Origin of the sequence: Streptomyces sp. NPDC090088 (genome assembly GCF_044747345.1) — a bacterium.
Classification (GTDB): domain Bacteria; phylum Actinomycetota; class Actinomycetes; order Streptomycetales; family Streptomycetaceae; genus Streptomyces.
This window is the reverse complement of sequence record NZ_JBIVDZ010000002.1, coordinates 393,310-419,752: the sequence shown is the minus strand read 5'-3', so window position 1 is coordinate 419,752 and position 26,443 is coordinate 393,310. Positions and strand designations below refer to the sequence as shown.

Below are 26,443 nucleotides of genomic sequence, written 5' to 3'. Positions count from 1 at the left end.
GCGCACCTCAGATGTCGACGCCTCCGAGGGAGAGTTGGGCGAGCTGGGTCGCGTTCAGGACGCCCGCGTAGGTGTGCACCTCGTCGATCGCGCCGGCCAGGTGGTCCCTCCCGCCGTCCGGGGTGAGGGTGCGGCCGACCTGGAGGGCGCCGGTGGGCGTCCAGGTGTTCGCACCGGCGACGCCGGCCGTGGCGGCGGGGTAGCTCGACCCCACGTAGAGCCGGAGTTCGTCGGCCTTCTCGTCGTAGACCAGCGCGAGGTACTCGTCACTGGACGCGGCCCAGTCGGCGGGCGCGCTGACCGTCGTGGTCGGCGCGTCGGCCCGGTCCCCGTGGGCCACCACGGCCTCCCAGGTCCGCGAGGCGGCCACATAGCGCAGGGTGAACAGGCTGGTGTGGGCGCCGGGCTGGGACAGCACGGTCATGTCGTGGTCGGCGGTGGCGGTGTCGATGCGGGCGTGCGCGGTGACGGAGAAACCGGCGTCGGTCGGGACGACCGCGGTCGGGGTGCTCGCGTAGTCGCCGTCACCGTCGAGGAGGAGGTCTCCGGCTCCCCACAGGGGGTAGGTGGCCGGGGTGCAGTCGGGGTTCCAGGCGCAGTCGTCGCTGTCGGTGTGGATCGTCGCGTCCCCGGCGAGGGTGAGCGGCTCGCCGCCCGCGTAGGCGGGGCTGCTGCCGTCGGTGGCGGTCTCCAGGTCCCAGTAGCCGAGGCGTTGCGCCGACCGCTGGGCCGCCTCACCGGCCTCCTGGGCGACGAGGACGCGGTCCCAGACGTTCACGTCGGTGAGCAGCCCGTGCCAGTGCCCGCCGTTGCCGTCGGCGCCGAGCCGCAGGGCCCCGGTGCCGCCGGCCGCCCGGACGTTCTCCGCGGTGCCGACCGACGTGCCGTTCACGTACAGCCGTACGGTCCGCTGCTCGGCGTCGTACACCCCGGCGAGGTGGGCCCACTCTCCCGGTTCGGGGGCGCCGCCGGTGACCTGTGCGGTGCCGCCGTCCCGGGTGGGCACGGTGAAGGACCAGACGGGGGCTCCGGAGGCGGGGTCGGTCACCGCCGCGAGGGCGAGCCCGGAGGACCGGCTGACGGCGGTGGCGCCGCCGGTGAGCGTGTCGGGCCGTACCCACGCGTCGAGGGAGAAGGTGTCGCTCGTGTCGAGGGCCGTGTCGAGGCTCAGGTATCCCTCGTCGGTCCCGTCCAGGGCGGCGGCGGAGGCCAGGCGGGTCCCGGACGGGCCGGACGCGTCGAGGGTCGTGCCGGTGCCGGCGACCGCGCCCGACGGCTGCTCCGGGTCCCAGTGGGTGACCGCGGGCCGCCCCTCGCGGACCTTGACGTCGTAGGTGGTGCGGGCGCTGAGGTGGCCCGCCGCGTCGAGGGCCTGGACCTGCAGATACGTGGCCCCCTCGCGCTCCGGCATCCAGCGCAGCGAGACCGCGCCGCCGGGCTCCGCCGGGACGAGGGTCTTCGTCGCGGTACCGAGCCAGTTGTAGCGGTACGACACAACGTCGTCCGAGGCCGAGTCGATCACGAAGGTCCCGTACCGCCCCACCCCGTCGTGCCAGTCGCCGTCGTCCGGGTACTCGGCCGACGAGACGACCGGTGCCTGCGGCGCCTCGGTGTCGTCCGCCGCGACCGCCGTCGGCGCGAGGGCGCCCACCGCCAGCGCCGCGAGGACGCACGGCCCCGCGGCCCGCCCGAGAACGTACTGTCTCGCCCTGCTCAAGGTCTCTCCCCCAAGTCCGTCCCATGTCCGGGTCAATACCGGACCAACATCGGATCATGAGGAGGATGACCGCAACTCGTCCGCCGGGCAAGGCATTTGATCCACGCGAGGCCGGGCCGGACCTCAGCCCGCCGTGAACGTGTCGATGGCGACGTCGAAGTACTCGCGCGCCTCCCGCACCTTCCCGACCGGCGCCGACACCCACACGTCGTACATCCGCCCGCCCTCCTCCCAGCACAGGTCGTAGGTGTGCCGGGGGCCCTCCGTCGCGCTGAAGCCCTTCCAGGTGAACTCCCAGAAGGCGGCCGGGTGTCCGGCGTGCGTGGTGTCGCTGACCACGCCGTCGTGGTAGCCGGGGTTGGTGCTCGGCCCCTCGGCCGCCGCCCGCCGCATCACCGCCCCCGGTCCCCCGGTCTGCGGGTCGGAGACCTTGATGCCGAGCCGGAAGGTCTGCCCCGGCGACAGGTAGAAGACGCGTTCCCCTTGCGGGTCGCGGGTGAAGTCCTCCGGTACGGCGAGGGAGAAGCCGGCCGGGTCCTGCGCGTGACGGTATCCGGAGGGGACCGTGGGAGAGCGGGTGGGCGAGACCGACGGCGCGGTGGAGGACGCGGTGGAGGAAGGGACCGCGGAGGGCGCCGTGTGCGACGCGGAGACGGCCGTGGTGCTCCCGGGGCCCGGGGCGCCGCCCCCTCCCCCGCCCCCGTTGAACAGGAGCGTCGCCGCCGACACGCCGGCCCCGGCCATCGCCGCGACCAGCAGCGCGGCGACCAGCACACCGCGCGGGGAGTACCGGGCCGGTCCGGCCGGGTCCGGTGCCGGCGGGCGCGGCACGTCCCGCTGGGTCGGCGTGTACGGCGCGGCGCCGACGCTCTCCGTCGTGGTGACGACCGCCACCGCCCCGGTCTCCAGGAACCCGCGGAGCATCCGCTCGGCCTCCGCCGCGTCCAGCCGCCGCTCGGGGTCCCGCTCCAGCAGCCCGCGTACGACGGGCAGCAGCGGCTCCGCCTGGGCGGGTGGCCGGATCTCGTCGGAGACCACGGCATGCAGGATCCCGCCGAGCGAGTCGCGCCGGAACGGCGACTCGCCGCTGAGCGCCGCGCACAGCAGCGCGCCCAGCGACCACAGGTCGGACGCGGGACCGGCCCGGGTGCCGGACATCCGCTCGGGCGCGGTGTACTCGGGCGAGCCGACGAAGGAACCGGTCTCGGTGAGCGTGGTGGCGCCCGCGACCTGGGCGATGCCGAAGTCGGTGAGCACGACACGCCCGGTCGCCGCCTCGACGAGCACGTTCGCCGGCTTGATGTCCCGGTGCAGCACCCCGGCCCGGTGCGCGGTCGCCAAGGCGCTCAGCAGGGCGATCCCGATCCGCGCGGCCTCGCCGACGTCCACGGGCCCGTTCCGGGAGATCCGGTCGGCGAGCGAGCCGCCGTCGATCAACTCCATCACGATGTACGGGCGTTCGCCGTCCTCCACCACGTCGTGCACGACGATGATGTGCGGGTGGTGGAGTTGCGCGACGGCCTGCGCCTCACGCAGGGTGCGGTCGCGGCGCAGCCGGGCGTCGTCCTCCGGCAGCGAGTCGTCGACGGTGAGTTCCTTGACGGCGACCTGCCGTCCCAGCAACTGGTCGGTCGCCCGCCATACGACACCCATCCCGCCCCGCCCGAGCCGCGCGTCCAGGCGATAACGCCCCGCGACCAGACGTACGGCTTCCCCGTCGGTCCCCATGGCCCCATGATGCCGCACCGGACGCACCCCTTCCGGCGCGGCGACCGGCCAACTGCGCCGCCCTCCGCCGCCCTCCGCCACCGCCCGCCACCGCCCGGCTTCGGGCGCGGCCGTTCTCGGCGTGCGGGTCAGCCTTCCTGGAAGCCCCGCAGGATCACGTCGAACTGCTTGCTGGTGGTGTCCCAGTCGTCGGCGGGCGAGGCCTCGTAGAGGGCGTACTCGGTGCCGGCGCTGTTCATGTACCCGACGTCGATCGCGTGGTACGGACCCGGGAAGTAGTGGGGCGCGTCCTGGGCCCGCGCGTTCCAGGTGTACTCCCAGCGGACGCCCGGCTGGTCGCGGAAGAGCTCCTCCTTGAGGCTCAGCTCGTTGTAGTCGATCAGCCGCTTGGAGACCTGCCCCTGCAGGTTCTTCATGTGCGCGTACGAGGTGCTGTAGTCCGGCGCGGTGTCGACGGCGACCCGCACGAGGTGCTTGCCCTTGTCGGGCGAGTAGTCGACCTGCTGGAGGCCGTCCTGGTCGATGGAGACGGACCGCTTCCACCCCTTGGGCAGGGAGATGCTGAAGCCCACCGGGTCCTTGCGCCGCTCCCAGCCGGCGGGCACCGTCGCCGTCCCCTGACCGCCCCCGCCGCTCGGCGAGGCACTGGCGCCGTCGCCGGAACCGCCGGCCGGAGTCGACGAGGAGTCGACGGAGCCGCCGGGGCTGTCCGTGCCGAACTGCTGCAGCGCCACCGCGACGCCCCCGCCGACGACCGCCGCCAGCGCGACGACCAGGGCGAACGTCCGCAGCCGGAACCGCTTCGCCGGTGCGGGCGCGGGCACCGGCGCGGGCCCGATCGTCACCGGCGGATACGGCGTACCGGTGGCCGACTGCACCCGGGTACCGGTGCCGGACCCGATCCCCGTGATGTCGTACCCCGACCGCCCCGTCGGCACATACGCCTGCGCCGAGCTGGGCCGCCGGCCCTCCGCCGCCTCGGCGAGCATGTGCTCCAGTTCCTCGGGGCCGGGCCGCTCGGCCGGCTCCTTGCGGAGCAGTCCGGTGATGACCGGTGCCAGCGGGCCCGCGTTGAGCGGCTCGCCGACCTCGTCCTCGACGACCGCCTGCATGGTGGTCAGCGGTGAGGTGCGGCGGAACGGCGAGCGCCCCTCCACCGCCGTGTACAGCGTGGCGCCCAGCGCCCACAGGTCGGAGGAGGGGCCCGGATCGTGCCCGCGCACGCGCTCCGGCGCGAGGTAGTCGACGGATCCCACGACCTCCCCGGTACGGGTGATGGTCGTGTCGCCCTCGATCTGCGCGATGCCGAAGTCGGTGAGCAGGACCCGGCCGTCACGGCCGAGCAGCACGTTGCCCGGCTTGACGTCCCGGTGCAGCACCCCGGCGCTGTGCGCGGCACGCAGCGCGCGCAGCACCCACAGCCCGATCCGCGCGGCCTCCCGCGGGTCGATGCGCCCCTGCTCCTTGACCGCGTCGGCCAGCGAGTGGCCCTCGACCAGCTCCATGACGATCCACGGGCGGCCGTCGTGTTCGAGGACGTCGTGGACCGTGACGACGGCGGAGTGGTTGATGCGCGCGGCGGCGCGCGCCTCGGCCCGGGTGCGGGCCAGCAGGACGGACTGTTCGCTCTCGGAGACGTAGAGCGCGGCCGTCAACTCCTTGATGGCGACCGCCCGGTGCAGCACCTCGTCGTGGGCACGCCACACCCGGCCCATGCCGCCGCTGCCGATGGTGTCGGCGATCCGGTAGCGGCCCGCGATGAGCAGGCCCTGCATCTGATTCACGTTGCCCCGCAATGCTCTTGTCAGGGCCAGACTAAGGACCGGCCTCGGGTCATGGAACGGGTGGGGTCCCACGGAGACAGCACTGTGACGGTTCTCGCGGAACGCGTTACCGCCGCTTACCGCCGCTCAGCCCGTGTACTTGTACGTAGTCGACGCCTGCTCGTACAGCGCGGTGACCTCGTCCCGCTGTGACTCCGGGCCGCGGACCTGCACGATGTGGTACCGCCCGTCGATCAGGAAGACCATGTTCCGCACGAACAGGTCGCCCTCCTGGCCGTCCGTCCAGGTGAACTGCCCCTCGGCGGACACCTGCTGGCCCACCGTGATGGTGCGCAGCCCGCCGGCCGTGGCCCAGCTGGAGTCCCGGTACGGCTGCAGCTCCGGCTCCTTGTCCCGCTGGTACGTCATCGGGTCGTCGCCGTAGGTCGCCGCGCTGTCCCGCCCGGCCACCACGATCAGCTCGAACTTCCCGTGCGAGTAGATCACCTGGCCGCTGCCGTTCTTCGGCGTACGGGTCCAGCCGTCGGCGACGGCGATCCGGAAGCCGTTGGGATCGTCGCGCAGGGTGAACCCGTCGGCGGCCGTGCCACCGGTCGAACCGGCGGTGGTCTGGGTCTCGGTGGACGGGGTCGACGTCGGGGACGGGGTCGGAGTGGGCGTCGGGCTCGGCGCGGTGCTGACCTCGCCCGCCGCGCCCGTCCGGTCGCCGGTCCCCGCGCCGCCGTCGTCCGCGCTGCCCTTCTTCGGCAGGAACAGCATGGCGTACACGACCGCCCCGGCCAGCAGGAGCAGCACCAGCAACAGCAGCGTACGGCCCAGTCTGCGCGGCGACCTGGTCTGCTCCCGGGCCCGCTTGTGCCGCCCGTGCGGGCTGGTCGCCGGGAGTCCGGCCCGCCGCCAGCGCACCAGCTGCCCGCGCCGCCGGACGATCGGCAGCCGCTTGGGATCGGTGGGCGGGGCGGCGACGACATGCGTGCCGGCGTCCGGCTCGGGCGCGGACCGCACCAGCGAGCGCAGCCAGCCGCGCAGTTCCTCGAAGTCCAGCCGCTCGGTGGGGTCCTGGCGCAGCAGCGACTCCACGACCGGCCGCAGCGAGCCGCACTCCTCCGCGAAGGCGGGCGGCTCCGAGCACACCAGCTGCACCAGCTCGGCCGTCGACTCCTCCGGGTACGGCGCGTGCCCCTGCACCGACCGGAACAGCAGGGCGCCGAGCGCCCACAGGTCGGTGGCCGGTCCGATGGGCGCCGCCAACTGCCAGTTCTCGTGCACCGGAACGGCCTGCTCCGGCGCCCAGCGCTCGGTCACCGGCCCCACCACGGTCATCCGCACCTGCCGCGCCCGCTCGGCGGCCAGCGCGGTGGCGGGCCCCCGCCGCCCGGGTACGACGGCGGGCTCGCCCCAGCGGGCGGGGGAACCGGCCGCCTGCGCGGGCACGACGGCCTGCGGAGCGTCGGTGCCGGGCCCGGCGGCCGGCAGCGCGGTGCGCTCCTGGCCGCCGGCCGGTACGGGCGGCACCCCGGGCTGGGTCCTGGGCACGGCCCCGTGCCAGGGCGAGGGCGCGCCGCGCACCCCGTACGGATCGGCGATCTGACCGGGCGGCCCGCCGGGGGCGGCGCGCTGATCCCCACCGGGAGCCTGTGTCTGCGCCTGCCCGTTGGCGTACGGCGGTTGTGCCGCTCCGTTGGCGTACGGCGGTGGTGCGGCTCCGTTGGCGTGTCCCGGTCCGTACGGCTGCTGCGGGGCGGTCGGCCCGGTGCTGTCCGGCTCGGCCGGGCGGCGGGCGCCGGGCAGCGCGGCCCGGCCGTTCTGCTGGGCCTCCTGGACCCGCGCGGCCGCCCTGGCCCCCGCCCGGTACGCGGCGATCGCCCCGGCCCGCGCGGCCCGGATGTCCCCACCGGTCTCCAGCGCCCGCCGCTCCACGGCGCCCGTACCGGCACCGCCCTGGCCCTCCTCGGCACCGGCCGCCGGCAGCCCGCCGGCCGCCCGCGCCTGGATGGCGGCACGCCGGGCGGCCTCGGGGTCCGCCTCCATGGCTCCGGGCGCCCCCGGCGCGCCGGGTGTACCACCCTGCGCACCACCAACGCTCCCGATGCCCCCGGCGGGAACACCTCCCGGACCGCCCGGGCCCCCGGAACCGCCCTGTCCGCCGGGAGTGGCCGAGGGGGCCGAGGTGCCCGCGGCGGCGGAACCTTCCGCCTGCCCGCCCGGCCGCCCGCCGCCGGTCTGCCCGCCGCCCTCGCCCTCCGGCGCAGGCACCGGGTCGTAGCCGCAGAGCGCCTCCTCCGCCGCGCCGACCGCGAGGCCGGTCAGCAGCACCCGGCCGTCGTCGCAGACGAGGACCGTGCGGGCGGTGATGTTGCGGTGCACCCAGCCGTGGGCGTGCAGCACCCGGAGCGCCATCAGCACGTCGGAGGCGACCTCGGCGGCGCGGTAGGGGCTCAGCGGCTGTTCGAGGAGCAGCGCGGACAGCGGCCGTGCGGCGACCGACTCGCTGACGATCCACAGCGAACCGCCCTCGGCGAACACGTCGAAGACCTGGTCGAGGCGGGGATGGTCGGGTATCCGCGCGGCGGACTGCGCGGCCTCGACGGCGCGCCGCACCACGGGATCGCTGGGCCGGCGTGTCGCGGTCCTTGCCGACGGCGGCCGGCGCGCGCCTCCGTCACGGGCTGTGAACCCCTCGGGCAGCCCCTCCGCGTCGAGCACCTCCGCCTCGACGACCTCCGGCAGCGGCACCTGCCGGACGAACACCTCCTGCCCGCTGTAGGTGTCGAAGGCCCGGGTCTCCCGGAGTTCGTACTCGTCGGAGGGGGGCAGCGGCAGGCGGTAGCGGTCGGCGAGTACCCGACCCGCATAGTCGTCCACGTAGCCTCCCCCGGCCGCCGGTTGGTCAAATCCGTTCGCTGAGCGGCCCGTTCTGTATGCATACCTGGATGCGTACGGTCCGCAACCACTCACGATACGTGCCGGAGGCAATTCGCATTGTGGGGATGCGAATTTGTCACTTCGGCTCGAAGGACCCCGTCAGCGTCTTCCACGTGTCCTTGCGCAGCTCACTGCTCCAGTCGGCGGCCTTCGCGGTGTACATCAGCGCGTAGCCCTGGGTCGAGCTGACGACGAACCCCCGGTCGATCGTCCGGTACCCGGTGCCGCTCTCCGCGTAGGTGAACTCCCAGTCGGCCGTGTTCCAACCGCGGTAGCTCACCTTGGCTATGCGGATCTTCTGGTACTGGGAGCGCGTCATGTACTGCTCCTGGTTCTCCCAGTCCGCCACCGGATCGCCCTTGGGCGAACTCGTCCACGCCACCAGCAGCTTCTGCCCGTCGGGGCCGACGAAACGGTCACCGGCGGAGCTGCTGGTCTGGAACTTCCAGCCCTTGGGCAGCCCGATCGAGTACCCCTGGCTCCCGTTGTACGTCTTCACCACCGGGGCGCTGTCGCCGGTACTGCCGCTGCCGCTGCCACTGGAGTTCGACGTGGAGGCGTCGTCGTCGCCCGAGGTGTCCGAGTCGTCGCCGCTCCCGGAGGTCGCGCTCGCCGAGGTACCCCCGTCCGCCTTCGTGTCGCCGCTCGTGTCCTCCTTGGTGGTGGCGCCGGAGCCGGACCCCGAACCGGCACTGGCGCTCGCGCTCGCCCCCGAGGTCGCCACCGCCTTGGAACCGCCGCTCTTGCCGCTTCCCTTGCTGTCGTCGTCATCGCCGCCGCCGAGGGTGAGGGCGAGCACGGTGCCGAGCACCGCGAGCACCACCACCACGGCGATGATCACGAGGGTCCGCTTCGGGACCACGTCGGTGATCGGCGCCCGGGGCACCGGGCGCGGCGCCAGGTCCAGATCCGGCGGCGGCACCACGGGCCACCCCGAACTCGCCTTCCCGGCAGCGGGCTTGGTCCCCGCCGAGGCGGCGGCAGCGGATCCACCGGCGGCGGCCGGACGCGCACCCGCGACCGGCCCCGGGGCCGACCCCGAACCGCCCGAACTGCCTGAACCGCCCGAACCGGAGGCGACCGGACCCGCGGCACCCTTCGACGGCACGTTCTTCGGCGGCACGTTCTTCGCCTCGGTGCTCTTCACCTCGGCGTTCTTCGCCTCGGCGTTCTTCGCCTCGGCGTTCTTCAGCTCCGCGCTCTTCAGCTCCGCGTTCTTCGCCTCGGCACTCTTCGCCTCGGCGTTCTTCGTCCGGGCCACGGCCGCGACACCCGCCGCCGCGGCGGCCTTCCGCACGGACCGCAGCGCGCCCCGCCGCTTCTCCCCGGCCGCCTCGCCCCGCTTGGCCCCCGCGCCCTGCTCCGGCAGCGGAGCGTCCGGCTGCGGCGGCAGCGGTACGACGCGGGTGGCGTCCAGCGGCGCCTCCGCCGGCAGGTCGATGACCGCGTTGAGCATCGCCCGCGCGCCCGCGTCGTCCAGCCGCTGGGCCGGGTCCTTGGTGAGCAGCCCGTAGATGACGTCCTTGAGCGGTCCCGCGTTCTTGGGCTCCTCCAGCTGCTCGGTCATCACCGCGGTGAGCGTGGCGATCGCCGATCCCTTGTCGTACGGCGGAGCACCCTCGACGGCCGCGTACAGCAGGCCGCCGAGCGACCACAGGTCGGCCGCCGGGCCGGGCTTGTGACCGCGGGCCCGCTCCGGGGAGATGTAGGAGGGGGCGCCGACGAGCATGCCGGTGGAGGTGATGGACGGGTCGCCCTCGACCTGGGCGATACCGAAGTCGGTGAGCACCACCCGGCCGTCGCCCTCGGAGATCAGCACGTTGGACGGCTTCACGTCCCGGTGCAGGATGCCCTCGCGGTGCGCCGACCGCAGCACGTCCAGGATCGCGAGCCCGACCTCGGCCGCGCGCTTCGGCTTCAGCAGGCCGTCCTCACGGATGACCTCGGCCAGCGACTTGCCCTCGACCAGCTCCATCACGATCCAGGGCCGGTCGTCCTCCTCGACCACGTCGAAGACCGTCACCGCGCTGTTGTTGCGGATCCGGGCGATCGCCTTGGCCTCGCGCAGGGTGCGCGTGATCAGGCGCCGTTTCTCCTCCTCGTCGATGTTCGACGGGAACCGCAACTCCTTGACCGCCACCGTCCGGCCGAGGGTCTCGTCCTGGGCTCGCCACACCGTGCCCATGCCGCCGCGGCCGAGCACACCTCCCAGCCGGTACCGCCCGGCGAGAAGACGCTCACTGTTGTCCTGACGAGTCTCCTGACGAGAAGTCCCCGCCCGCTCCGCCTCCGACATGCGTCCCCTCATGCAACCCGCCCTGACAGAGCCTTCATTGTCCCTCACCCGACAAGTGCCCGACGCCCAGGGGGCCCCTGACCGCGCATCGGGGCCGGCCGACCGGAACCCCCGGTGACGAGGGCGTCACACGAGCGGGATGATGAGCGGCGACAAGGGAGGATCCCGGATGCCGTCGCTTCGGACACTGGTGGCCATACCGGTATCTCTCGCGCTGCTGTTCGCCCCGCTGATGGCCGGTTCCGCGTCCTCGACGGAGTCCACCGACCCGCTTCTGTCACAGTTCGTCGCCAAAGGCGGAGCACCGGCCGCCGCCCTCCTGGACCACGACGGCGACGACATCCGCTACGCGGCCGCCGGCCCGGACATCACCCGCGCCGACCGCTTCCGCGCCGGCAGCGTCACCAAGACCTTCATCGCCACCGTCGTCCTGCAACTGGCCGCGGAGCACCGGCTGTCCCTGTCCGACTCCGTGGAGCGGTATCTGCCGGGACTGCTGCGCGGACCCGGCACCGACGGACGCCGGATCACCCTGCGCGCCCTGCTCGACCACACCAGCGGGCTCGCCGACTTCACCCGGGTCACCCGGGGCGCCGTCCCCCTGACCCCGCTTCAGGCCGTGCGCGTCTCGCTCGCCCTCCCTTCCACCGGCCTGGGCCGGTACGCGTACTCCAGCACCGACTACACCGTGCTCGGCATGGTCGTCCGGCGGGTCACCGGCCACTCGTACGCCGCCGAGGCCCGGCGCCGCATCATCACCCCCCTCCGGCTCACCGGCACGTCCTTCCCGGGCGCCCGCACCACGCTGCCCGCCCCGCACGGCCACGCCTACACGGCCGACGGCACCGACGTCACCGACCTCGACCCGCGCGTGGCCGGCGCCGCGGGTGAGCTGGTGACCACGCTCGACGACCTGGACCGCTTCTACGCGGCGCTGCTGAGCGGCGAGCTGCTGTCCCCGCGCCTGCTGCGCGCGATGCTCAACACCCGGGCCACGCACGGCGCGTACGGTCTGGGGATCTTTCCGGCGAAGCTGCCGTGCGGGATCACGGTGTGGGGGCACAACGGCCGGATCGCGGGCAGCTACGTGCGCAGCGCCGCCACGCTCGGCGGCCGGCATGTCCTCACGTTCCGCGTGAACACGACGACGATCACCGACCCGCACCTCGAACCCGCGCTGCTCGCCGCCGAGTTCTGCCCCAGCGACGGGTAGAGCCAGTGCCGGGGCGCCCGGCACTGGCAGCTGCCCGGCACCCGGCCCGGACGTCTACAGCGGCACGATGTCCGGCGCCCCCAGCCGTGCGGCGTCCGCCGTCAGGTCGTCCGGCTGGAGCTGGGACTCGCGTTCCGCCTCCACCCGCTTCTCGTAGTGCTCGACCTCCCGCTCGATCTGGTCCTTGTCCCAGCCCAGCACCGGTGCCATCAGCTCGGCGGCCTCGCGGGCGCTGCGGGTGCCGCGGTCGAAGGTCTCGATGGAGATGCGGGTACGGCGGGTGAGGACGTCGTCGAGGTGGCGGGCGCCCTCGTGCGAGGCGGCGTAGACGACCTCGGCGCGCAGGTAGTCGTCGGCGGCCGAGAGCGGCTCGCCCAGGGCCGGGTCGGCGGCGATGAGGTCGAGCACCTCCTCCGCCAGCGAGCCGTACCGGTTGAGCAGGTGCTCGACGCGCACCACGTGCAGGCCGGTGCGGGCGGCGATCCGGGCCCGGGCGTTCCACATCGCCCGGTAGCCCTCCGCGCCGAGCAGCGGGACGTCCTCGGTGACGCACTCCGCGACCCGCATGTCGAGCCCGTGCACCGCCTCGTCGACGGCGTCCTTGGCCATCACCCGGTACGTCGTGTACTTGCCGCCCGCGACGACCACGAGCCCCGGCACCGGATGGGCGACCGTGTGCTCGCGCGACAGCTTGCTGGTGGCGTCGGACTCGCCGGCCAGCAGCGGGCGCAGCCCCGCGTACACGCCCTGGACGTCGTCGCGCGAGAGCGGCACCGCGAGCACCGAGTTGACGTGGTTGAGCAGGTAGTCGATGTCGGCGCTGGAGGCGGCCGGGTGGGCCTTGTCCAGGTCCCAGTCGGTGTCGGTGGTGCCGACGATCCAGTGCCGGCCCCAGGGGATGACGAACAGGACCGACTTCTCGGTGCGCAGGATCAGGCCGGTCGTGGAGTGGATCCGGTCCCGGGGGACGACCAGGTGGATGCCCTTGGAGGCGCGGACGTGGAACTGGCCGCGCTCGCCGACCAGTGCCTGGGTGTCGTCGGTCCACACCCCGGTCGCGTTGACGACCTGCTGGGCGCGGATCTCGTACTCGCCGCCGCCCTCCACGTCCTGCACCCGGGCCCCGACGACCCGCTCCCCCTCGCGCAGGAAGCCGGTCACCCGCGCCCGGTTGGCGGCCTTCGCGCCGTAGGACACCGCGGTGCGCACCAGGGTCGCGACATAGCGGGCGTCGTCCATCTGGGCGTCGTAGTACTGGATGGCGCCGACCAGGGCGTCCTTGCGCAGCGCGGGCGCCACCCGCAGGGCGTGACCGCGGGTCAGGTGGCGGTGCCGGGGCAGGCCCCGGCCGTGCCCGCGGGCCATGGACATCGCGTCGTAGAGCGCGACGCCCGAACCGGCGTACAGCCGCTCCCAGCCCTGGTGCTGGAGCGGGTAGAGGAACGGGACGGGCTTGACCAGGTGCGGGGCGAGCCGCTCCAGCAGCAGGCCGCGTTCCTTGAGTGCCTCGCGGACCAGGGCGAAGTCGAGCATCTCCAGATAGCGCAGTCCGCCGTGGATCAGTTTGCTGGACCTGCTGGAGGTGCCCGAGGCCCAGTCGCGGGCCTCGACGATGCCGGTGTTCAGGCCCCGGGTGGCCGCGTCCAGCGCGGTGCCCGCGCCGACCACCCCACCGCCCACGACCAGCACGTCCAGCTCACGCTCGGCCATCGCCGCCAGGGACTGGGCACGCTGTTCCGGCCCCAGTGTCGCTGTCCTCACCGCTGCCTCCCGCTCTGCCGCCATCGGTCATCGGTCATCGCTCGTCGTCGGTCGCGGGGCCGCGCCCGGCAGGCGAGGTCCCTGCCCAAATTCTGACCGGCTTGCCCGAGTTCAGCCACCACTCGCCCCCAGCCTGTGGACAACGGTCACCGAACCCACGGAAGACACATGAACACAATCCCGCATAACGGTCATATTTACTCCTAGTGTGACAGTGCGCTTCACCTGTCCTGTCCACAGGGCTTGCGCACCTGTCCCGCTTCGGTTACTGGGAAGGACGGCCCACTCCATGCCCGCAGACCTCGCCGTCATCGGACTCGGTCCCTACGGCCTGCCCCTCGCCCAGGCCGCGGTGGCCGCCGGCATCTCCACGATCGGCTACGCGACCGGCCCCGAGGCCGGTTCGCTCAGCCCCGCCGAGCGGCGCCGGATGCTCTCGGGGGGCTTCCGGGCGACCGAGGACCCGGCACAGCTGGGACGGGTCCGCACGGCCGTCATCTGCGCCCCCACCCCGCGCGACGCGGACGGCGGACTCGACCTGAGCCAGGTGGAGACGGCCGCCCGCACCCTGGCCGCGCGGCTGCGCCCGCACACGACGGTGATCCTGGAGTCGCCGGTCCACCCGGGCACGACGGAGAACTTCCTGCGCGCGCTGCTGGAGAAGGGCTCCGGCCTCCGCGCGGGCCGCGACTTCCACCTCGCCTACTCCCCCAGCCGGGTGGATCCCGGCAACCGCGCCTTCACCCCGGCCAACACCCCGAAGGTCATCGGCGGCCTCACGCCCGCGTGCACCGAGTCGGCCGCCGCGTTCTACGGCCGGCTCACCGACAAGGTGGTCCGCGCGCGCGGACCGCGCGAGGCCGAGACCGTGCAACTCCTGGAGACCAACTTCCGGCACGTCAACATCGCCCTGGTCAACGAGATGGCCGCCGTCTGCCACGACCTGGGCGTCGACCTGTGGGACGTGATCCGCTGCGCGGAGACCAAGCCGTTCGGCTTCCAGGCCTTCCGCCCGGGCCCCGGTGTCGGCGGCCACGGCGTCCCCCAGGACCTGTCCGGCCTCGCGGGCCGCGGTCTGCGCATGGTGGAGCTGGCCCAGCAGGTCAACGACCGGATGCCCGGTTACGTCGTCCAGCGCGCCGCCGCCCTCCTCAACGAGCACGGCAAGTCGGCGCGCGGCGCGCGCGTGCTGCTGCTCGGCGTCACCTACAAGCCCGACCTCGCCGACCAGCAGAGCACCCCCGCACGGGAGATCGCGGTCCGGCTGATGGAGCTGGGCGCCTCGGTCAGCTACCACGACCCGCACATCTCGTCCTGGAACGTCCTGGACCGCCCGGTGCCCCGCGCGGACTCCCTCTACGAGGCGGCCGCCGACGCCGACCTGACGATCCTGGTCCAGCAGCACCGGACGTACGACCTCCAGGGCCTGTCGGTGAAGGCGCAGCTGCTGCTGGACACGCGCGGCGCGACGCCCACGGGGGCGGCGCACCGGCTCTGAGCGGGTCCCGGCCGCGCGAAATCCCCGGGGGCGTTGTCACAGGCGGCTGTTAGTCTCCCCTCACCTGCCGCACAGATGTGCGCGCGTCTCTTCACTTCACTGATCTTTCAGTGCTTTTCCCAGGGGGGATTTCTGTCATGAGCCAGTCAGCGCCGCCACCACCACCGCAGCCCCAGCCGCTGCCGGCCGACGGCAACCCGTTCGCCCAGCAGCAGGCGCCCGGCGCCGTGCCCCCGCCGCCGGCGCCGCCCGCGCCGCCGCAGGGCAACATAGCCCTCGGCCTGGGCGCCGCGCTCGTCGCGGCGGTGGCCGCCGCCGCGCTCTACGGCGTGGTCATCGGCCTCACCAAGCACGAGATCGGCTGGGCGGCCGTCGGCGTCGGCTTCGTCATCGGTCTCGCGGCCGGCAAGCTCGGCGGCCGCAACCCGGTGCTCGCGATCACCGCGGCCGTCCTCGCGCTCGGCTCGGTCTACCTCGGCCAGCTCGTCGGCGAGGCGATGATCGGCGCCGACCAGCTCGACGTGGCGTTCTCCGAGGTCTTCTTCCAGCACTTCGGCGTCGTCCAGGACGCGTGGAAGGAAGAGGCCGACCCGCTGACCTTCGTGTTCTTCGCGATCGCGGCGTGGGCGGCGTTCTCGGGGGCCCAGAAGGCGGCGCGCTGACGGACATGCGAGAGGGCCGGTGACCCCGCCAGGGGTGACCGGCCCTCCGTGCGTCGTACGGCGCGGGCTACCGCTTGTGCTGCGAGTCCGCCACCGTCACCTCGACGCGCTGGAATTCCTTCAGCTCGCTGTAGCCGGTGGTGGCCATCGCGCGGCGCAGGGCGCCGAAGAGGTTCATCGAGCCGTCCGGGGTGTGGGACGGGCCGGTGAGGATCTCCTCGATGGTGCCGACCGTGCCCAGGTCGACCTTCTTGCCGCGCGGAAGCTCCTCGTTGACCGCCTCCATGCCCCAGTGGTGGCCCTTGCCCGGGCCGTCGGTCGCGCGGGCCAGCGGGGAGCCCATCATCACGGAGTCGGCGCCGCAGGCGATCGCCTTGGGGAGGTCGCCGGACCAGCCGACACCGCCGTCGGCGATCACGTGCACGTAGCGGCCGCCGGACTCGTCCATGTAGTCGCGGCGGGCGGCGGCCACGTCGGCGACCGCGGTGGCCATCGGGACCTGGATGCCGAGCACGTTGCGCGTGGTGTGCGCGGCGCCGCCGCCGAAGCCGACGAGCACGCCCGCCGCGCCGGTGCGCATCAGGTGCAGGGCCGCCGTGTAGGTGGCGCAGCCGCCGACGATCACCGGGACGTCGAGTTCGTAGATGAACTGCTTCAGGTTCAGCGGCTCGTGCGAGGACGAGACGTGCTCCGCGGAGACCGTCGTACCGCGGATGACGAAGATGTCGACGCCCGCGTCCACGACCGCCTTGGAGAACTGCGCGGTGCGCTGCGGGGAGAGCGCGGCCGCCGTGACCACGCCGGAGTCGCGCACCTCCTTGATGCGCGCGCCGATCAGCTCCTCCTTGATGGGGGCGGAGTAGATCTCCTGGAGGCGGCGGGTGGCGGTCTCGGCGTCCAGCCCGGTGATCTCGTCGAGCAGCGGCTGCGGGTCCTCGTACCGCGTCCAGAGGCCTTCGAGGTTGAGCACGCCCAGGCCGCCGAGCTCGCCGATGCGGATCGCGGTGGCCGGCGAGACGACCGAGTCCATGGGTGCGGCCAGGAACGGCAGCTCGAAGCGGTAGGCGTCGATCTGCCAGGCGATCGAGACCTCCTTCGGGTCCCGCGTACGGCGGCTGGGGACGACGGCGATGTCGTCGAAGGCGTACGCCCGGCGGCCGCGCTTGCCGCGCCCGATCTCGATCTCAGTCACGTCTGTGGCCTTTCCCTCTGCGTTTCAGCGTCTACCAGTATCGCCGACGGGTACGGCGAGGGCGGCCCCGGTGCGCCCGGGACCGCCCTGGAAAGCCTCTGGTGACTACTTGCGGCTGTAGTTCGGCGCCTCGACCGTCATCTGGATGTCGTGCGGGTGGCTCTCCTTGAGGCCCGCGGCGGTGATCCGCACGAAGCGGCCCTTGGACTCCATCTCGTCCACGGTGGCCGCGCCCACGTAGCCCATGGTCTGGCGCAGACCGCCGACCAGCTGGTGCAGCACGTTGGCCAGCGGACCCCGGTAGGGCACCTGGCCCTCGATGCCCTCGGGGACGAGCTTGTCGTCGGAGGAGACCTCGGCCTGGAAGTAGCGGTCCTTCGAGTACGACCGGCCCTGGCCGCGCGACTGCATGGCGCCGAGCGAGCCCATGCCGCGGTACGACTTGAACTGCTTGCCGTTGATGAAGAGCAGCTCGCCCGGGGACTCCTCGCAGCCCGCGAGGAGGGAGCCCAGCATCACCGTGTCGGCGCCGGCCGCGAGGGCCTTGCCGATGTCGCCGGAGTACTGCAGGCCGCCGTCGCCGATCAGCGGGATACCGGCCGGGCCGGCCGCGAGGGACGCCTCGTAGATGGCGGTGACCTGCGGGACGCCGATACCGGCGACCACGCGGGTGGTACAGATCGAGCCGGGGCCCACGCCGACCTTGATGCCGTCGACACCGGCGTCGATCAGGGCCTGCGCGCCGTCGCGGGTGGCGACGTTGCCGCCGATCACGTCGACGTTCACGCTGGACTTGATCTTCGCCATCCAGCTGAGGGCGTTGCTGTTGTGGCCGTGCGAGGTGTCGACGACCAGGAAGTCCACCCCGGCGTCGGCGAGCGCCTGGGCCCGCTCCAGCGCCTCGGGGCTGGCGCCCACGGCGGCGCCGACGAGCAGCCGGCCCTCGGAGTCCTTCGCGGCGTTCGGGTACTTCTCGGCCTTGACGAAGTCCTTGACGGTGATCAGGCCCTTGAGGACACCCGCGTCGTCGACCAGCGGAAGCTTCTCGATCTTGTGCTTGCGCAGCAGCTCCATGGCCTCGACACCGGTGGTGCCGACCCTGCCGGTGATCAGCGGCATCGGGGTCATGACCTCGCGCACCTGGCGGCCGCGGTCGGACTCGAAGGCCATGTCGCGGTTGGTGACGATGCCGAGCAGCTTGCCGGCCGGGTCGGTGACCGGCACACCGCTGATGCGGAACTTGGCGCACAGCGCGTCGGCCTCGGCGAGGGTCGCCTCCGGGTGCACCGTGATGGGGTCGGTGACCATGCCGGACTCGGACCGCTTGACCAGGTCGACCTGGTTGACCTGGTCCTCGACGGACAGGTTGCGGTGCAGCACGCCGACGCCGCCGAGCCGGGCCATCGCGATCGCCATGCGGGACTCGGTCACCTTGTCCATCGCCGCGGAGAGCAGCGGGATGTTGACCCGCACGTTGCGGGAGATGCGGGACGAGGTGTCGACCGCGTTGGGGAGCACCTCGGATGCGCCCGGCAGCAGCAGCACGTCGTCGTAGGTCAGCCCGAGTGTCGCGAATTTTCCGGGCACTCCGTCGACGTTGGCAGTCATGACACCTTCCCCAAATGGCCTTGAACGGTGCGGATGCCCATGCTAACGGGAAGCACGGGTCCCAAATTCCACGGTACGACTCAGCTCCGGGCTTCGTATGTTCGTACGGAATTGGGCGTGCGCCTGTTCATCGGGGGTGATGCAACCCGTTCGGCTACTGCCGTCTACCGCTCCGCCGCTGCCCTCTACTGCTCGGCCAGCGCCCGCAGCCGGCTCAGCGCCCGGTGCTGGGCCACCCGGACCGCTCCCGGTGACATTCCCAACATCTGGCCGGTCTCCTCGGCCGTGAGGCCCACGGCGATCCGCAGGAGCAGCAGCTCGCGCTGGTTCTCCGGGAGGTTGGCCAGCAGTTTCTTGGCCCATTCGGCGTCGCTGCTGAGCAGCGCCCGCTCCTCGGGGCCGAGGGAGTCGTCGGGGCGTTCCGGCATCTCGTCCGAGGGGACGACCGTGGAACCCGGGTGGCGCATCGCGGCCCGCTGCAGGTCGGCGACCTTGTGGGAGGCGATGGCGAAGACGAAGGCCTCGAAGGGGCGGCCCGTGTCGCGATAGCGGGGCAACGCGAGGAGAACCGCCACGCAGACCTCCTGCGCGAGGTCCTCGACGAAGTGCCGGGCGTCGCCCGGCAGCCGGGACAGACGCGTGCGGCAGTAGCGCAGCGCGAGTGGGTGGACATGGGCGAGCAGGTCGTGCGTGGCCTGCTCGTCCCCGTCTACGGCGCGATGGACAAGGGAACCGATCGTCCCTATGGCAGTGACCGCCTCGTCCTCGCGCATCGGTCCATGGTGCCCTGCCGCCGTCGGCTGCGTGGCACCGCGTCCGTCGTTGTGCACCGAAGCGTTATGAGCAGGTGCGCCGGAACTCATCTCCTGCGCCCTCCCCTTCCGCTCGAACGACTCGTCCCCGAGAGACTCCACACCTCAAGGATGCGGCATCGGCGCCGAAACGAGCAGCGGGCCTGCGCCGGCCGGCCTTGCGGACCCCGCCCACCGTGGGGTAGGCGGGGGCGTCCGGTCGGTCCGCTTCCCCGCTGCGGCGCAGCTCACCGCCGTATCAGCGAACCAGTCCCCAGCGGAAGCCGAGGGCCACCGCGTGGGCGCGGTCGGAGGCGCCGAGCTTCTTGAACAGGCGCCGGGCGTGCGTCTTGACGGTGTCCTCGGAGAGGAACAGCTCGCGGCCGATCTCGGCGTTGGAGCGACCGTGGCTCATGCCTTCGAGCACCTGGATCTCACGCGCGGTGAGGGTGGGCGCGGCGCCCATCTCGGCCGAGCGCAGGCGGCGGGGCGCCAGTCGCCAGGTCGGGTCGGCGAGCGCCTGGGTGACGGTCGCGCGCAGTTCCGCGCGCGAGGCGTCCTTGTGCAGGTAGCCGCGGGCACCGGCGGCGACGGCCAGGGCCACCCCGTCCAGGTCCTCGGCGACCGTGAGCATGATGATGCGCGCGCCGGGGTCGGCGGACAGCAGCCGGCGCACGGTCTCGACGCCGCCCAGTCCGGGCATGCGCACGTCCATCAGAATCAGGTCGGAGCGGTCGGCACCCCAGCGGCGGAGGACTTCCTCGCCGTTGGCAGCCGTCGTCACGCGCTCGACGCCGGGCACGGTCGCGACCGCGCGGCGCAGCGCCTCTCGGGCAAGCGGGGAGTCGTCGCAGACGAGGACGGATGTCATGACCGCCCTCCGCAGCTGATGCGCGTCACCTTGAGCCTCCAGGCTGGTACGGAATCGTCACCTGTGCGGTCGACCGTCTCGGACGCCTGCCCGAGAGCTTGTTGTTTCAACCGCCTCCGCACTCTCAACGACGGTCACTCGAAAGAGTTACGGGGCTGCGTGCCGTCTTCGGCACTCTACGTGAGGGCGCGGACACGGTGCAGACATGGACGTCAGACCCTCAACTTTTCATCACATCCAATGCCCCATTTAGCCCTTTTTCTTCCCGTTTCACGGTGTCTGGGGCTAGATTGCCAATGAGTCATATTTTCATCTCTCTAGACCGGAGATGTACGGTCGTTGGCACCGTATCCGCCCAGAACGGCTACAAGGGGTCACGTAATGGCAGATTTCTCCCGCCTTCCCGGACCGAACGCGGACCTGTGGGACTGGCAGCTCCTGGCTGCCTGCCGTGGGGTCGACAGCTCGCTCTTCTTCCATCCCGAGGGCGAGCGCGGGGCGGCTCGGAGTGCCCGTGAGAACTCGGCCAAGGAGGTCTGCATGAGGTGCCCGGTCCGCGCGGAGTGCGCGGCGCACGCGCTGGCGGTCCGTGAACCGTACGGCGTGTGGGGCGGCCTGACCGAGGACGAGCGCGAAGAGCTCATGGGGCGGGCGCGCAACAGGCTGGTGTCGGCATCGACAACCAGCGGCGGCTCCGCCTCCGACACCTGAAAGAACGTTTCTGCATATCGTTGACAATCCCCCGACGATCGGGCACGCGCGCGTGCCCGGCCACTCCCCTACGCCCGCCGGGCGGCCCGGCCCAGCTGCTCCAGCGTCGCCGCCACGGCCGGCACCTGTGCCAGGTCGGGCAGCGTGAGGGCGACGATCTCCCGGCGCACCGCGGGTTCCAGGGCCACCGTGCGGGCCCCCCTCGGGCGTACCGACTCGATCGCCAGCCGGGGCAGCACGGCCACCCCCAGACCGGCGCCGACCAGGCCGACCACCGCCGGATAGTCGTCCGTGGCGAAGTCGATACGGGGCGTGAAGCCGGCGCTCTCGCACGCCTGGACGAGCTGTCCCCGGCAGCGCGGGCAGCCCGCGATCCAGGGCTCGTCGGCGAGTTCGCCGAGGGCGACGGACTCCGCGCGGGCGAGCCGGTGCCGTTCCGGTACCAGGCCGACCAGACGGTCCGTCAGCAGCGGCCGTACCACCAGGTCGTCCCACTCCCCCGCGTCCGCCGCGCCCTCGTACCGGAAGGCCAGCGCGATGTCGCAGTCGCCCGCGCGCAGCAGGTCCACGGAGTTCGGCGGCTCGGCCTCCTCCAGGGAGACCCGGGTGCCGGGGTGGGCCGCGCGCAGGGCGGCTAGGGCGGTCGGGACCAGGGTGGAGCTGCCGCTCGGGAAGGAGACCAGCCGGACCCGGCCCGCGCGCAGCCCGGCGATCGCGGCGACCTCCTCCTCGGCGGCGGTGAGCCCGGCGAGGATCCCGGAGGCGTGCCGGACCAGGGCCTCGCCGGCCTGGGTCAGGCGCATCTCGCGGCCGTTGCGGACCAGCAGCGGGGTGCCCACGGAGCCCTCCAGTGCCTTCATCTGCTGGCTGACGGCGGGCTGGGTGCAGCCCAGTTCGCGCCCCGCCGCCGAGAAGGAACCGGTGGTGGCGACGGCACGCAGGACGCGGAGATGACGGGCCTCGATCATCTTCCGAGCATAAGGCGGACTTGGACAGGGCGCCCAATATCGCGTCGACGCTTTGAGCACGCTCCCGTACCGTCGGAGCATGGAGCTTCTCTCGCTGAACCTCGGCCGTCCGACACCGTCACCGCACACGGACCAGGCCGACGGCGTGACCGGTATCGACAAGCGCCCGGTGGACGGGCCGGTGCGGGTGGCGGCGCCCGGGCCGAAGGGGACCGCGGGCAGCGGGCTGGCCGGGGACACGGTGTGCGAGCTGCGCCACCACGGCGGCTACGACCAGGCGGTGTACGCCTACGCGCGCGAGGACCTCGACGACTGGGAGAAGGAGCTCGGCCGGCCGCTGCCGAACGGCTGTTTCGGTGAGAACCTCACGACAAACGGGCTGAACGTGTCGGACGCGCTGATCGGCGAGCGCTGGCGGATCGGTTCCGAGGTCGTACTGGAGGTCACCTCCGGGCGCATCCCGTGCCGTACTTTCCAGGGCCATCTGGGCGAACGGGGATGGGTGAAGAGGTTCACGCGGAAGGGTGCGACCGGTGCCTACCTCCGGGTGATCGAACCGGGTGAGATCAGGGCCGGCGACCCGATCGAGATCGTGCGCCGTCCGGAGCACGGGGTGACCGCCGCGATGCAGTTCCGCGCCGTCACCACCGAGCGGGAGCTGCTGCCGCGGGTGCTCGCGGCGGGCGAGGCGCTGCACTCGGAGACGCTGGCGCAGGCCCGCAAGTACGTGGCGGCGCAATCGGCAACCGCGGAGGACTGAACGGCCGTCACGCGCACGCCGTTCACCCGTGCTTCACCCATCGGGAGAGCCGGTGCGCACAGCGGACGCCGTCAGTCCGGGTAACTACCCTTGGGCCATGACAACGGCTCTGATTACGGGATCGACCGCGGGGATCGGTGCCGCGTTCGCGCGGCGGCTGGCGGCCGACGGGCACAACCTCGTCCTGGTGGCACGGGACACCAAGCGGCTGCGCGAACAGGCGACCGAACTGCACGACCGACACGGCATCGAGGCGGAGGTGCTCACCGCCGACCTCGCCGAGGACACCGGCATCGAGGCGGTCGCCACCCGCCTCGGCGACCGCAGGAACCCGGTCGACCTGCTGATCAACAACGCGGGCTTCGGCAACAAGGGCCGGTTCCTCGACGTGCCGATGGCCGACGAGCTGCGCATGCTCAAGGTGCACTGCGAGGCGGTGCTGCGGCTGACGGCGGCGGCGACGGAGGCGATGCGGGAGCGCGGGCGCGGCGGTGTCGTCAACGTGGCCTCGGTGGCGGCCTTCGTGCCGCGCGGTACGTACGGCGCCTCCAAGGCGTGGGTCGTGCAGTTCACCCAGGGCGCGGCGCGCGATCTCGCGGACAGCGGGGTGCGGCTGATGGCGCTGGCTCCGGGGTTCGTCCGTACGGAGTTCCACGAGCGGGCCGGGATGGGCACCGACAACATCCCGGGCTGGATGTGGCTGGACGCCGACAAGCTGGTGGCGGCCGCGCTGGCCGACCTCGCGCGCGGCAAGACGCTGTCGATCCCGGATCCGCGTTACAAGGTGCTGACGGGCCTGGCGAAGATGGCGCCGCACGGCCTGGTGGGCGGCATCAGCTCGAAGACGGGCCGCAAGTACGGGCCGCAGTAGGCCCGACAGCAGGAGCCGCGGCCGGTCCGGTGGGAAAATGGGCGGGCGGGACCGGACCCAGGGGGGCCGGAGGCGGTGTCATGACGTTCGTGCAGCTCATCGAGTGCAGGACCAGCCGGCTGACCGAGATGGAGCGGCTGCTGGACAGCTGGGTCGAGCAGACCAAGGGGAAGCGGACGGCGACGCACGCGGTGGTCGGCCGGGACCGCTCCGACGCGTCGCACGTCGTGGAGATCGTGGAGTTCCCGTCGTACGAGGAGGCGATGCGGAACTCGGCCCTCCCGGAGACCGACAAGGTCTTCCACGACCTGCTCGCGCTCTGCGACGGGACGCCGACGTTCACCGATCTGGACGTGGTGCGTGACGAGCGGTTGTACGCCGGTACCGCGCGGCGGTTCTTCGAGACGATCGGCGCGGCCGGCCCGCTGGCTCCGCTGGACGGTCTGCTCGCGGAGGACTACCACGGCCACGACCCGGGCAACGGGCAGGACACCATCGGCATGGACGCGGTACGGCGCGAGATCGGGATGTGGCGGGGCGCCTTCGACTTCACGTTCCATGTCGAGGACCAGTTCACCCAGGACGACCGGGTGTGCACCCGGTGGATCTGGAAGGGGCGGCAGAAGGCGGAGTTCCTCGGACTGCCGAACACCCGGGGGCTGGTGCGGATGACCGGGACCACGATCCACCGCTTCGACTCCGGCGGAAGGATCGCCGAGGGCTGGTGGGAGTACGACCGGCTCGGCCTGATGGGTCAGCTCGGCGCACTGGACGCGCTGGAGAACTGAGCCCACAGTGAAAGCCCGCGAGGGGCGAAGCCCCCGTACCCGGCGGACGACCGGGGACGGGGGCTTCGTGCGACGCCGAGGCGATGCTCAGTGGGCGTGGCCGTGGGAGTGGCCGGCCGCGGCGGGCTCCTCCTCTTCCTTCTTCTCGACGACCAGGGTCTCGGTCGTCAGGAGGAGGGAGGCGATGGAGGCGGCGTTCTCCAGGGCGGAGCGGGTGACCTTGACCGGGTCGATGACGCCGGCCTTGACCAGGTCGCCGTACTCGCCGGTGGCGGCGTTGAAGCCCTGGCCCTTGTCGAGCTCGGCGACCTTGGAGGTGATGACGTAACCCTCCAGGCCGGCGTTCTCGGCGATCCAGCGCAGCGGCTCGACGACGGCGCGGCGGACGACGGCGACACCGGTCGCCTCGTCGCCGGTCTTGCCGAGGCCGTCCTCCAGCACCTTCGCGGCGTGGACCAGCGCGGAGCCACCACCGGAGACGATGCCCTCCTCGACCGCGGCGCGGGTCGCGGAGATGGCGTCCTCCAGACGGTGCTTCTTCTCCTTCAGCTCCACCTCGGTGGCGGCGCCGACCTTGATCACGCACACGCCGCCGGCCAGCTTCGCGAGGCGCTCCTGGAGCTTCTCGCGGTCCCAGTCGGAGTCGGTGTTCTCGATCTCGGCCTTGATCTGGGCGACGCGGCCGGTGACCGCACCGGAGTCACCGGCGCCGTCGACGACCGTGGTGTCGTCCTTGGTGACGGTGACGCGGCGGGCGGAGCCCAGCACGTCCAGGCCGACCTGGTCGAGCTTGAGGCCGACCTCCTCGGAGATGACCGTGGCGCCGGTGAGGATCGCCAGGTCCTCCAGCATCGCCTTGCGGCGGTCACCGAAGCCGGGGGCCTTGACCGCGACCGCGTTGAAGGTGCCGCGGATCTTGTTGACCACGAGGGTGGAGAGGGCCTCGCCGTCCACGTCCTCGGCGATGATCAGCAGCGGCTTCGAGGCGTTGCCCTGGATGATCTTCTCCAGCAGCGGCAGCAGGTCCGCGATGGAGGAGATCTTGCCCTGGTTGATGAGGATGTAGGGGTCCTCCAGGACCGCCTCCATGCGCTCCTGGTCCGTCACGAAGTACGGCGACAGGTAGCCCTTGTCGAAGGCCATGCCCTCGGTGAAGTCCAGCTCCAGACCGAAGGTGTTGGACTCCTCGACGGTGATGACACCGTCCTTGCCGACCTTGTCCATCGCCTCGGCGATGAGCTCGCCGACCTGCGTGTCCTGGGCGGACAGCGCGGCGACGGCGGCGATGTCGGACTTCTCCTCGATCGGGCGGGCCGTGGCGAGCAGGTCCTCGGAGATGGCGGCGACGGCGGCGTCGATGCCCTTCTTCAGGGCGGCCGGGGAGGCACCCGCGGCGACGTTCTTCAGGCCCTCGCGGACCAGCGCCTGGGCCAGCACGGTGGCGGTGGTCGTACCGTCACCCGCGATGTCGTTGGTCTTGGTCGCCACCTCCTTCACCAGCTGCGCGCCGAGGTTCTCGTACGGGTCCTCGATCTCGACCTCACGGGCGATCGTGACACCGTCGTTGGTGATGGTGGGGGCGCCGAACTTCTTGTCGATGACGACGTTGCGGCCCTTGGGGCCGATCGTCACCTTCACCGTGTCGGCAAGCTTGTTGACGCCGCGCTCAAGGGCGCGACGGGCGTCCTCGTCGAACTTCAGGATCTTCGCCATGGGAGCGGTTCAGCCCTCTCGGAAAACGTGAGTGAAACGAGCCGCGCCCCCGACGCCCGGCTTCATGAGATCGCGGGGGCCAGGGGCGCAGTTCACAGCAGGATGTGCTTCGAGTGAACTACTTCTCGATGATCGCGAGCACGTCGCGGGCCGAGAGGACGAGGTACTCGTCGCCGTTGTACTTCACCTCGGTGCCGCCGTACTTGCTGTAGAGCACGATGTCGCCGACCTTGACGTCGAGCGGCAGGCGCTCGCCGTTCTCGAACCGGCCCGGGCCCACGGCGAGGACGGCGCCCTCCTGGGGCTTCTCCTTCGCGGTGTCCGGGATGACCAGGCCGGAGGCCGTGGTCTGCTCGGCGTCGAGCGGCTGGACCACGATGCGGTCCTCAAGCGGCTTGATGGCAACCTTGGAGCTGGTGGTCGTCACGATCCGACCTCCCCCTTCGGAGATCTCACGGGGTTAACTGTCTGAGGTGGCGACCAGGTGGATCCGTCGTCGCGGGTGCCGGACCTGCCCGTCGCGTTGTTGGCACTCTCATCTGCCGAGTGCCAGAGCCGAGACTATGACCGCGATTAGCACTCGGTC

The 26,443-nt window shown here is 72.3% G+C and carries 20 protein-coding genes; 7 read left to right on the top strand and 13 right to left on the bottom strand.

Annotated elements, in window-relative coordinates; genetic code table 11:
- Positions 1-7: 7 nt before the first annotated feature.
- The 5 genes from ACIPSJ_RS10640 to ACIPSJ_RS10620 all read right to left on the bottom strand — a co-directional run bounded on the left by ACIPSJ_RS10640 (position 8) and on the right by ACIPSJ_RS10620 (position 10,450).
- The gene (locus tag ACIPSJ_RS10640; RefSeq protein WP_401345052.1) at positions 8-1,717 is read right to left on the bottom strand and encodes a LamG-like jellyroll fold domain-containing protein; all 1,710 of its coding nucleotides are present in this window, start codon (positions 1,715-1,717) and stop codon (positions 8-10) included.
- Positions 1,718-1,840: 123 nt separating this feature from the next.
- Positions 1,841-3,445, bottom strand: a complete 1,605-nt coding sequence (locus ACIPSJ_RS10635) for a serine/threonine-protein kinase (protein ID WP_401345050.1) — start codon at positions 3,443-3,445, stop codon at positions 1,841-1,843.
- Between the two features lie 128 nt (positions 3,446-3,573).
- Positions 3,574-5,220 (bottom strand): serine/threonine-protein kinase, encoded by a 1,647-nt coding sequence (locus ACIPSJ_RS10630; protein WP_359215187.1) that lies wholly within the window; start codon positions 5,218-5,220, stop codon positions 3,574-3,576.
- Positions 5,221-5,355: 135 nt separating this feature from the next.
- Entirely contained in the window at positions 5,356-8,094 is a 2,739-nt protein-coding gene (locus tag ACIPSJ_RS10625; protein WP_401345048.1) for a protein kinase, read from the bottom strand.
- A 136-nt stretch (positions 8,095-8,230) separates the two neighbouring features.
- Positions 8,231-10,450 (bottom strand): protein kinase, encoded by a 2,220-nt coding sequence (locus tag ACIPSJ_RS10620; RefSeq protein WP_401345046.1) that lies wholly within the window; start codon positions 10,448-10,450, stop codon positions 8,231-8,233.
- Between the two features lie 169 nt (positions 10,451-10,619).
- On the opposite strand from ACIPSJ_RS10620, the gene ACIPSJ_RS10615 reads away from it, so the two are divergent.
- The gene (locus ACIPSJ_RS10615) at positions 10,620-11,663 is read left to right on the top strand and encodes a serine hydrolase domain-containing protein (RefSeq protein WP_401345044.1); all 1,044 of its coding nucleotides are present in this window, start codon (positions 10,620-10,622) and stop codon (positions 11,661-11,663) included.
- Between the two features lie 54 nt (positions 11,664-11,717).
- Here the strand turns inward: ACIPSJ_RS10615 and ACIPSJ_RS10610 are convergent, their stop codons facing one another.
- A complete protein-coding gene (locus ACIPSJ_RS10610; protein ID WP_359215174.1) occupies positions 11,718-13,424 on the bottom strand; it encodes a glycerol-3-phosphate dehydrogenase/oxidase in 1,707 nt (568 codons plus the stop codon).
- Between the two features lie 289 nt (positions 13,425-13,713).
- Between ACIPSJ_RS10610 and ACIPSJ_RS10605 the strand changes: the two genes are divergently transcribed.
- Positions 13,714-14,922 carry a nucleotide sugar dehydrogenase gene (locus tag ACIPSJ_RS10605; RefSeq protein ID WP_359215171.1) on the top strand — a complete coding sequence of 403 codons (1,209 nt, stop codon included), beginning with the start codon at positions 13,714-13,716 and terminating at the stop codon, positions 14,920-14,922.
- A 137-nt stretch (positions 14,923-15,059) separates the two neighbouring features.
- A complete protein-coding gene (locus ACIPSJ_RS10600) occupies positions 15,060-15,584 on the top strand; it encodes a hypothetical protein (RefSeq protein ID WP_401345041.1) in 525 nt (174 codons plus the stop codon).
- Positions 15,585-15,651: 67 nt separating this feature from the next.
- Here the strand turns inward: ACIPSJ_RS10600 and ACIPSJ_RS10595 are convergent, their stop codons facing one another.
- The 4 genes from ACIPSJ_RS10595 to ACIPSJ_RS10580 form a co-directional block, all read right to left on the bottom strand.
- Positions 15,652-16,776, bottom strand: coding sequence for a GuaB3 family IMP dehydrogenase-related protein (locus tag ACIPSJ_RS10595; RefSeq protein ID WP_359215165.1), 1,125 nt, complete (start codon positions 16,774-16,776; stop codon positions 15,652-15,654).
- 105 nt (positions 16,777-16,881) lie between these two features.
- Complete coding sequence (guaB, locus tag ACIPSJ_RS10590; protein ID WP_359215162.1) at positions 16,882-18,384, bottom strand: IMP dehydrogenase; 1,503 nt, start codon at positions 18,382-18,384, stop codon at positions 16,882-16,884.
- Positions 18,385-18,569: 185 nt separating this feature from the next.
- On the bottom strand, positions 18,570-19,157 hold the full coding sequence (locus ACIPSJ_RS10585; protein ID WP_355711232.1) for a sigma-70 family RNA polymerase sigma factor: 588 nt from the start codon (positions 19,155-19,157) through the stop codon (positions 18,570-18,572).
- A 277-nt stretch (positions 19,158-19,434) separates the two neighbouring features.
- On the bottom strand, positions 19,435-20,046 hold the full coding sequence (locus ACIPSJ_RS10580) for a response regulator transcription factor (RefSeq protein WP_003948568.1): 612 nt from the start codon (positions 20,044-20,046) through the stop codon (positions 19,435-19,437).
- 381 nt (positions 20,047-20,427) lie between these two features.
- On the opposite strand from ACIPSJ_RS10580, the gene ACIPSJ_RS10575 reads away from it, so the two are divergent.
- Positions 20,428-20,757 carry a WhiB family transcriptional regulator gene (locus ACIPSJ_RS10575; protein WP_123974752.1) on the top strand — a complete coding sequence of 110 codons (330 nt, stop codon included), beginning with the start codon at positions 20,428-20,430 and terminating at the stop codon, positions 20,755-20,757.
- A gap of 68 nt (positions 20,758-20,825) precedes the next feature.
- Here the strand turns inward: ACIPSJ_RS10575 and ACIPSJ_RS10570 are convergent, their stop codons facing one another.
- A complete protein-coding gene (locus tag ACIPSJ_RS10570; protein ID WP_359215157.1) occupies positions 20,826-21,725 on the bottom strand; it encodes a LysR family transcriptional regulator in 900 nt (299 codons plus the stop codon).
- 79 nt (positions 21,726-21,804) lie between these two features.
- Between ACIPSJ_RS10570 and ACIPSJ_RS10565 the strand changes: the two genes are divergently transcribed.
- From ACIPSJ_RS10565 to ACIPSJ_RS10555, 3 genes are all read left to right on the top strand, one after another.
- A complete protein-coding gene (locus ACIPSJ_RS10565) occupies positions 21,805-22,485 on the top strand; it encodes an MOSC domain-containing protein (RefSeq protein ID WP_359215154.1) in 681 nt (226 codons plus the stop codon).
- 97 nt (positions 22,486-22,582) lie between these two features.
- Positions 22,583-23,356: an SDR family oxidoreductase gene (locus ACIPSJ_RS10560; RefSeq protein ID WP_359215151.1), complete on the top strand. Its 774-nt coding sequence runs from the start codon at positions 22,583-22,585 to the stop codon at positions 23,354-23,356.
- An 80-nt stretch (positions 23,357-23,436) separates the two neighbouring features.
- Positions 23,437-24,144: an ester cyclase gene (locus ACIPSJ_RS10555; RefSeq protein ID WP_401345037.1), complete on the top strand. Its 708-nt coding sequence runs from the start codon at positions 23,437-23,439 to the stop codon at positions 24,142-24,144.
- 87 nt (positions 24,145-24,231) lie between these two features.
- Here ACIPSJ_RS10555 and groL read toward each other — a convergent pair whose 3' ends face one another.
- A complete protein-coding gene (gene groL, locus ACIPSJ_RS10550) occupies positions 24,232-25,857 on the bottom strand; it encodes a chaperonin GroEL (protein WP_355711237.1) in 1,626 nt (541 codons plus the stop codon).
- Positions 25,858-25,975: 118 nt separating this feature from the next.
- Positions 25,976-26,284: a co-chaperone GroES gene (gene groES, locus ACIPSJ_RS10545; protein ID WP_330459340.1), complete on the bottom strand. Its 309-nt coding sequence runs from the start codon at positions 26,282-26,284 to the stop codon at positions 25,976-25,978.
- Positions 26,285-26,443: the final 159 nt, after the last annotated feature.

Coding starts and splice junctions, on each gene's coding strand:
- ACIPSJ_RS10580 (WP_003948568.1), bottom strand. CDS start 20,046: ATGACATCCGTCCTCGTCTGCGACGACTCCCCGCTTGCCCGAGAGGCG.
- ACIPSJ_RS10565 (WP_359215154.1), top strand. CDS start 21,805: ATGGAGCTTCTCTCGCTGAACCTCGGCCGTCCGACACCGTCACCGCAC.
- ACIPSJ_RS10615 (WP_401345044.1), top strand. CDS start 10,620: ATGCCGTCGCTTCGGACACTGGTGGCCATACCGGTATCTCTCGCGCTG.
- ACIPSJ_RS10570 (WP_359215157.1), bottom strand. CDS start 21,725: ATGATCGAGGCCCGTCATCTCCGCGTCCTGCGTGCCGTCGCCACCACC.
- ACIPSJ_RS10620 (WP_401345046.1), bottom strand. CDS start 10,450: ATGTCGGAGGCGGAGCGGGCGGGGACTTCTCGTCAGGAGACTCGTCAG.
- ACIPSJ_RS10635 (WP_401345050.1), bottom strand. CDS start 3,445: ATGGGGACCGACGGGGAAGCCGTACGTCTGGTCGCGGGGCGTTATCGC.
- ACIPSJ_RS10555 (WP_401345037.1), top strand. CDS start 23,437: ATGACGTTCGTGCAGCTCATCGAGTGCAGGACCAGCCGGCTGACCGAG.
- ACIPSJ_RS10605 (WP_359215171.1), top strand. CDS start 13,714: ATGCCCGCAGACCTCGCCGTCATCGGACTCGGTCCCTACGGCCTGCCC.
- ACIPSJ_RS10575 (WP_123974752.1), top strand. CDS start 20,428: ATGGCAGATTTCTCCCGCCTTCCCGGACCGAACGCGGACCTGTGGGAC.
- ACIPSJ_RS10585 (WP_355711232.1), bottom strand. CDS start 19,157: ATGCGCGAGGACGAGGCGGTCACTGCCATAGGGACGATCGGTTCCCTT.
- guaB (WP_359215162.1), bottom strand. CDS start 18,384: ATGACTGCCAACGTCGACGGAGTGCCCGGAAAATTCGCGACACTCGGG.
- ACIPSJ_RS10630 (WP_359215187.1), bottom strand. CDS start 5,220: ATGCAGGGCCTGCTCATCGCGGGCCGCTACCGGATCGCCGACACCATC.
- ACIPSJ_RS10600 (WP_401345041.1), top strand. CDS start 15,060: ATGAGCCAGTCAGCGCCGCCACCACCACCGCAGCCCCAGCCGCTGCCG.
- groL (WP_355711237.1), bottom strand. CDS start 25,857: ATGGCGAAGATCCTGAAGTTCGACGAGGACGCCCGTCGCGCCCTTGAG.
- ACIPSJ_RS10560 (WP_359215151.1), top strand. CDS start 22,583: ATGACAACGGCTCTGATTACGGGATCGACCGCGGGGATCGGTGCCGCG.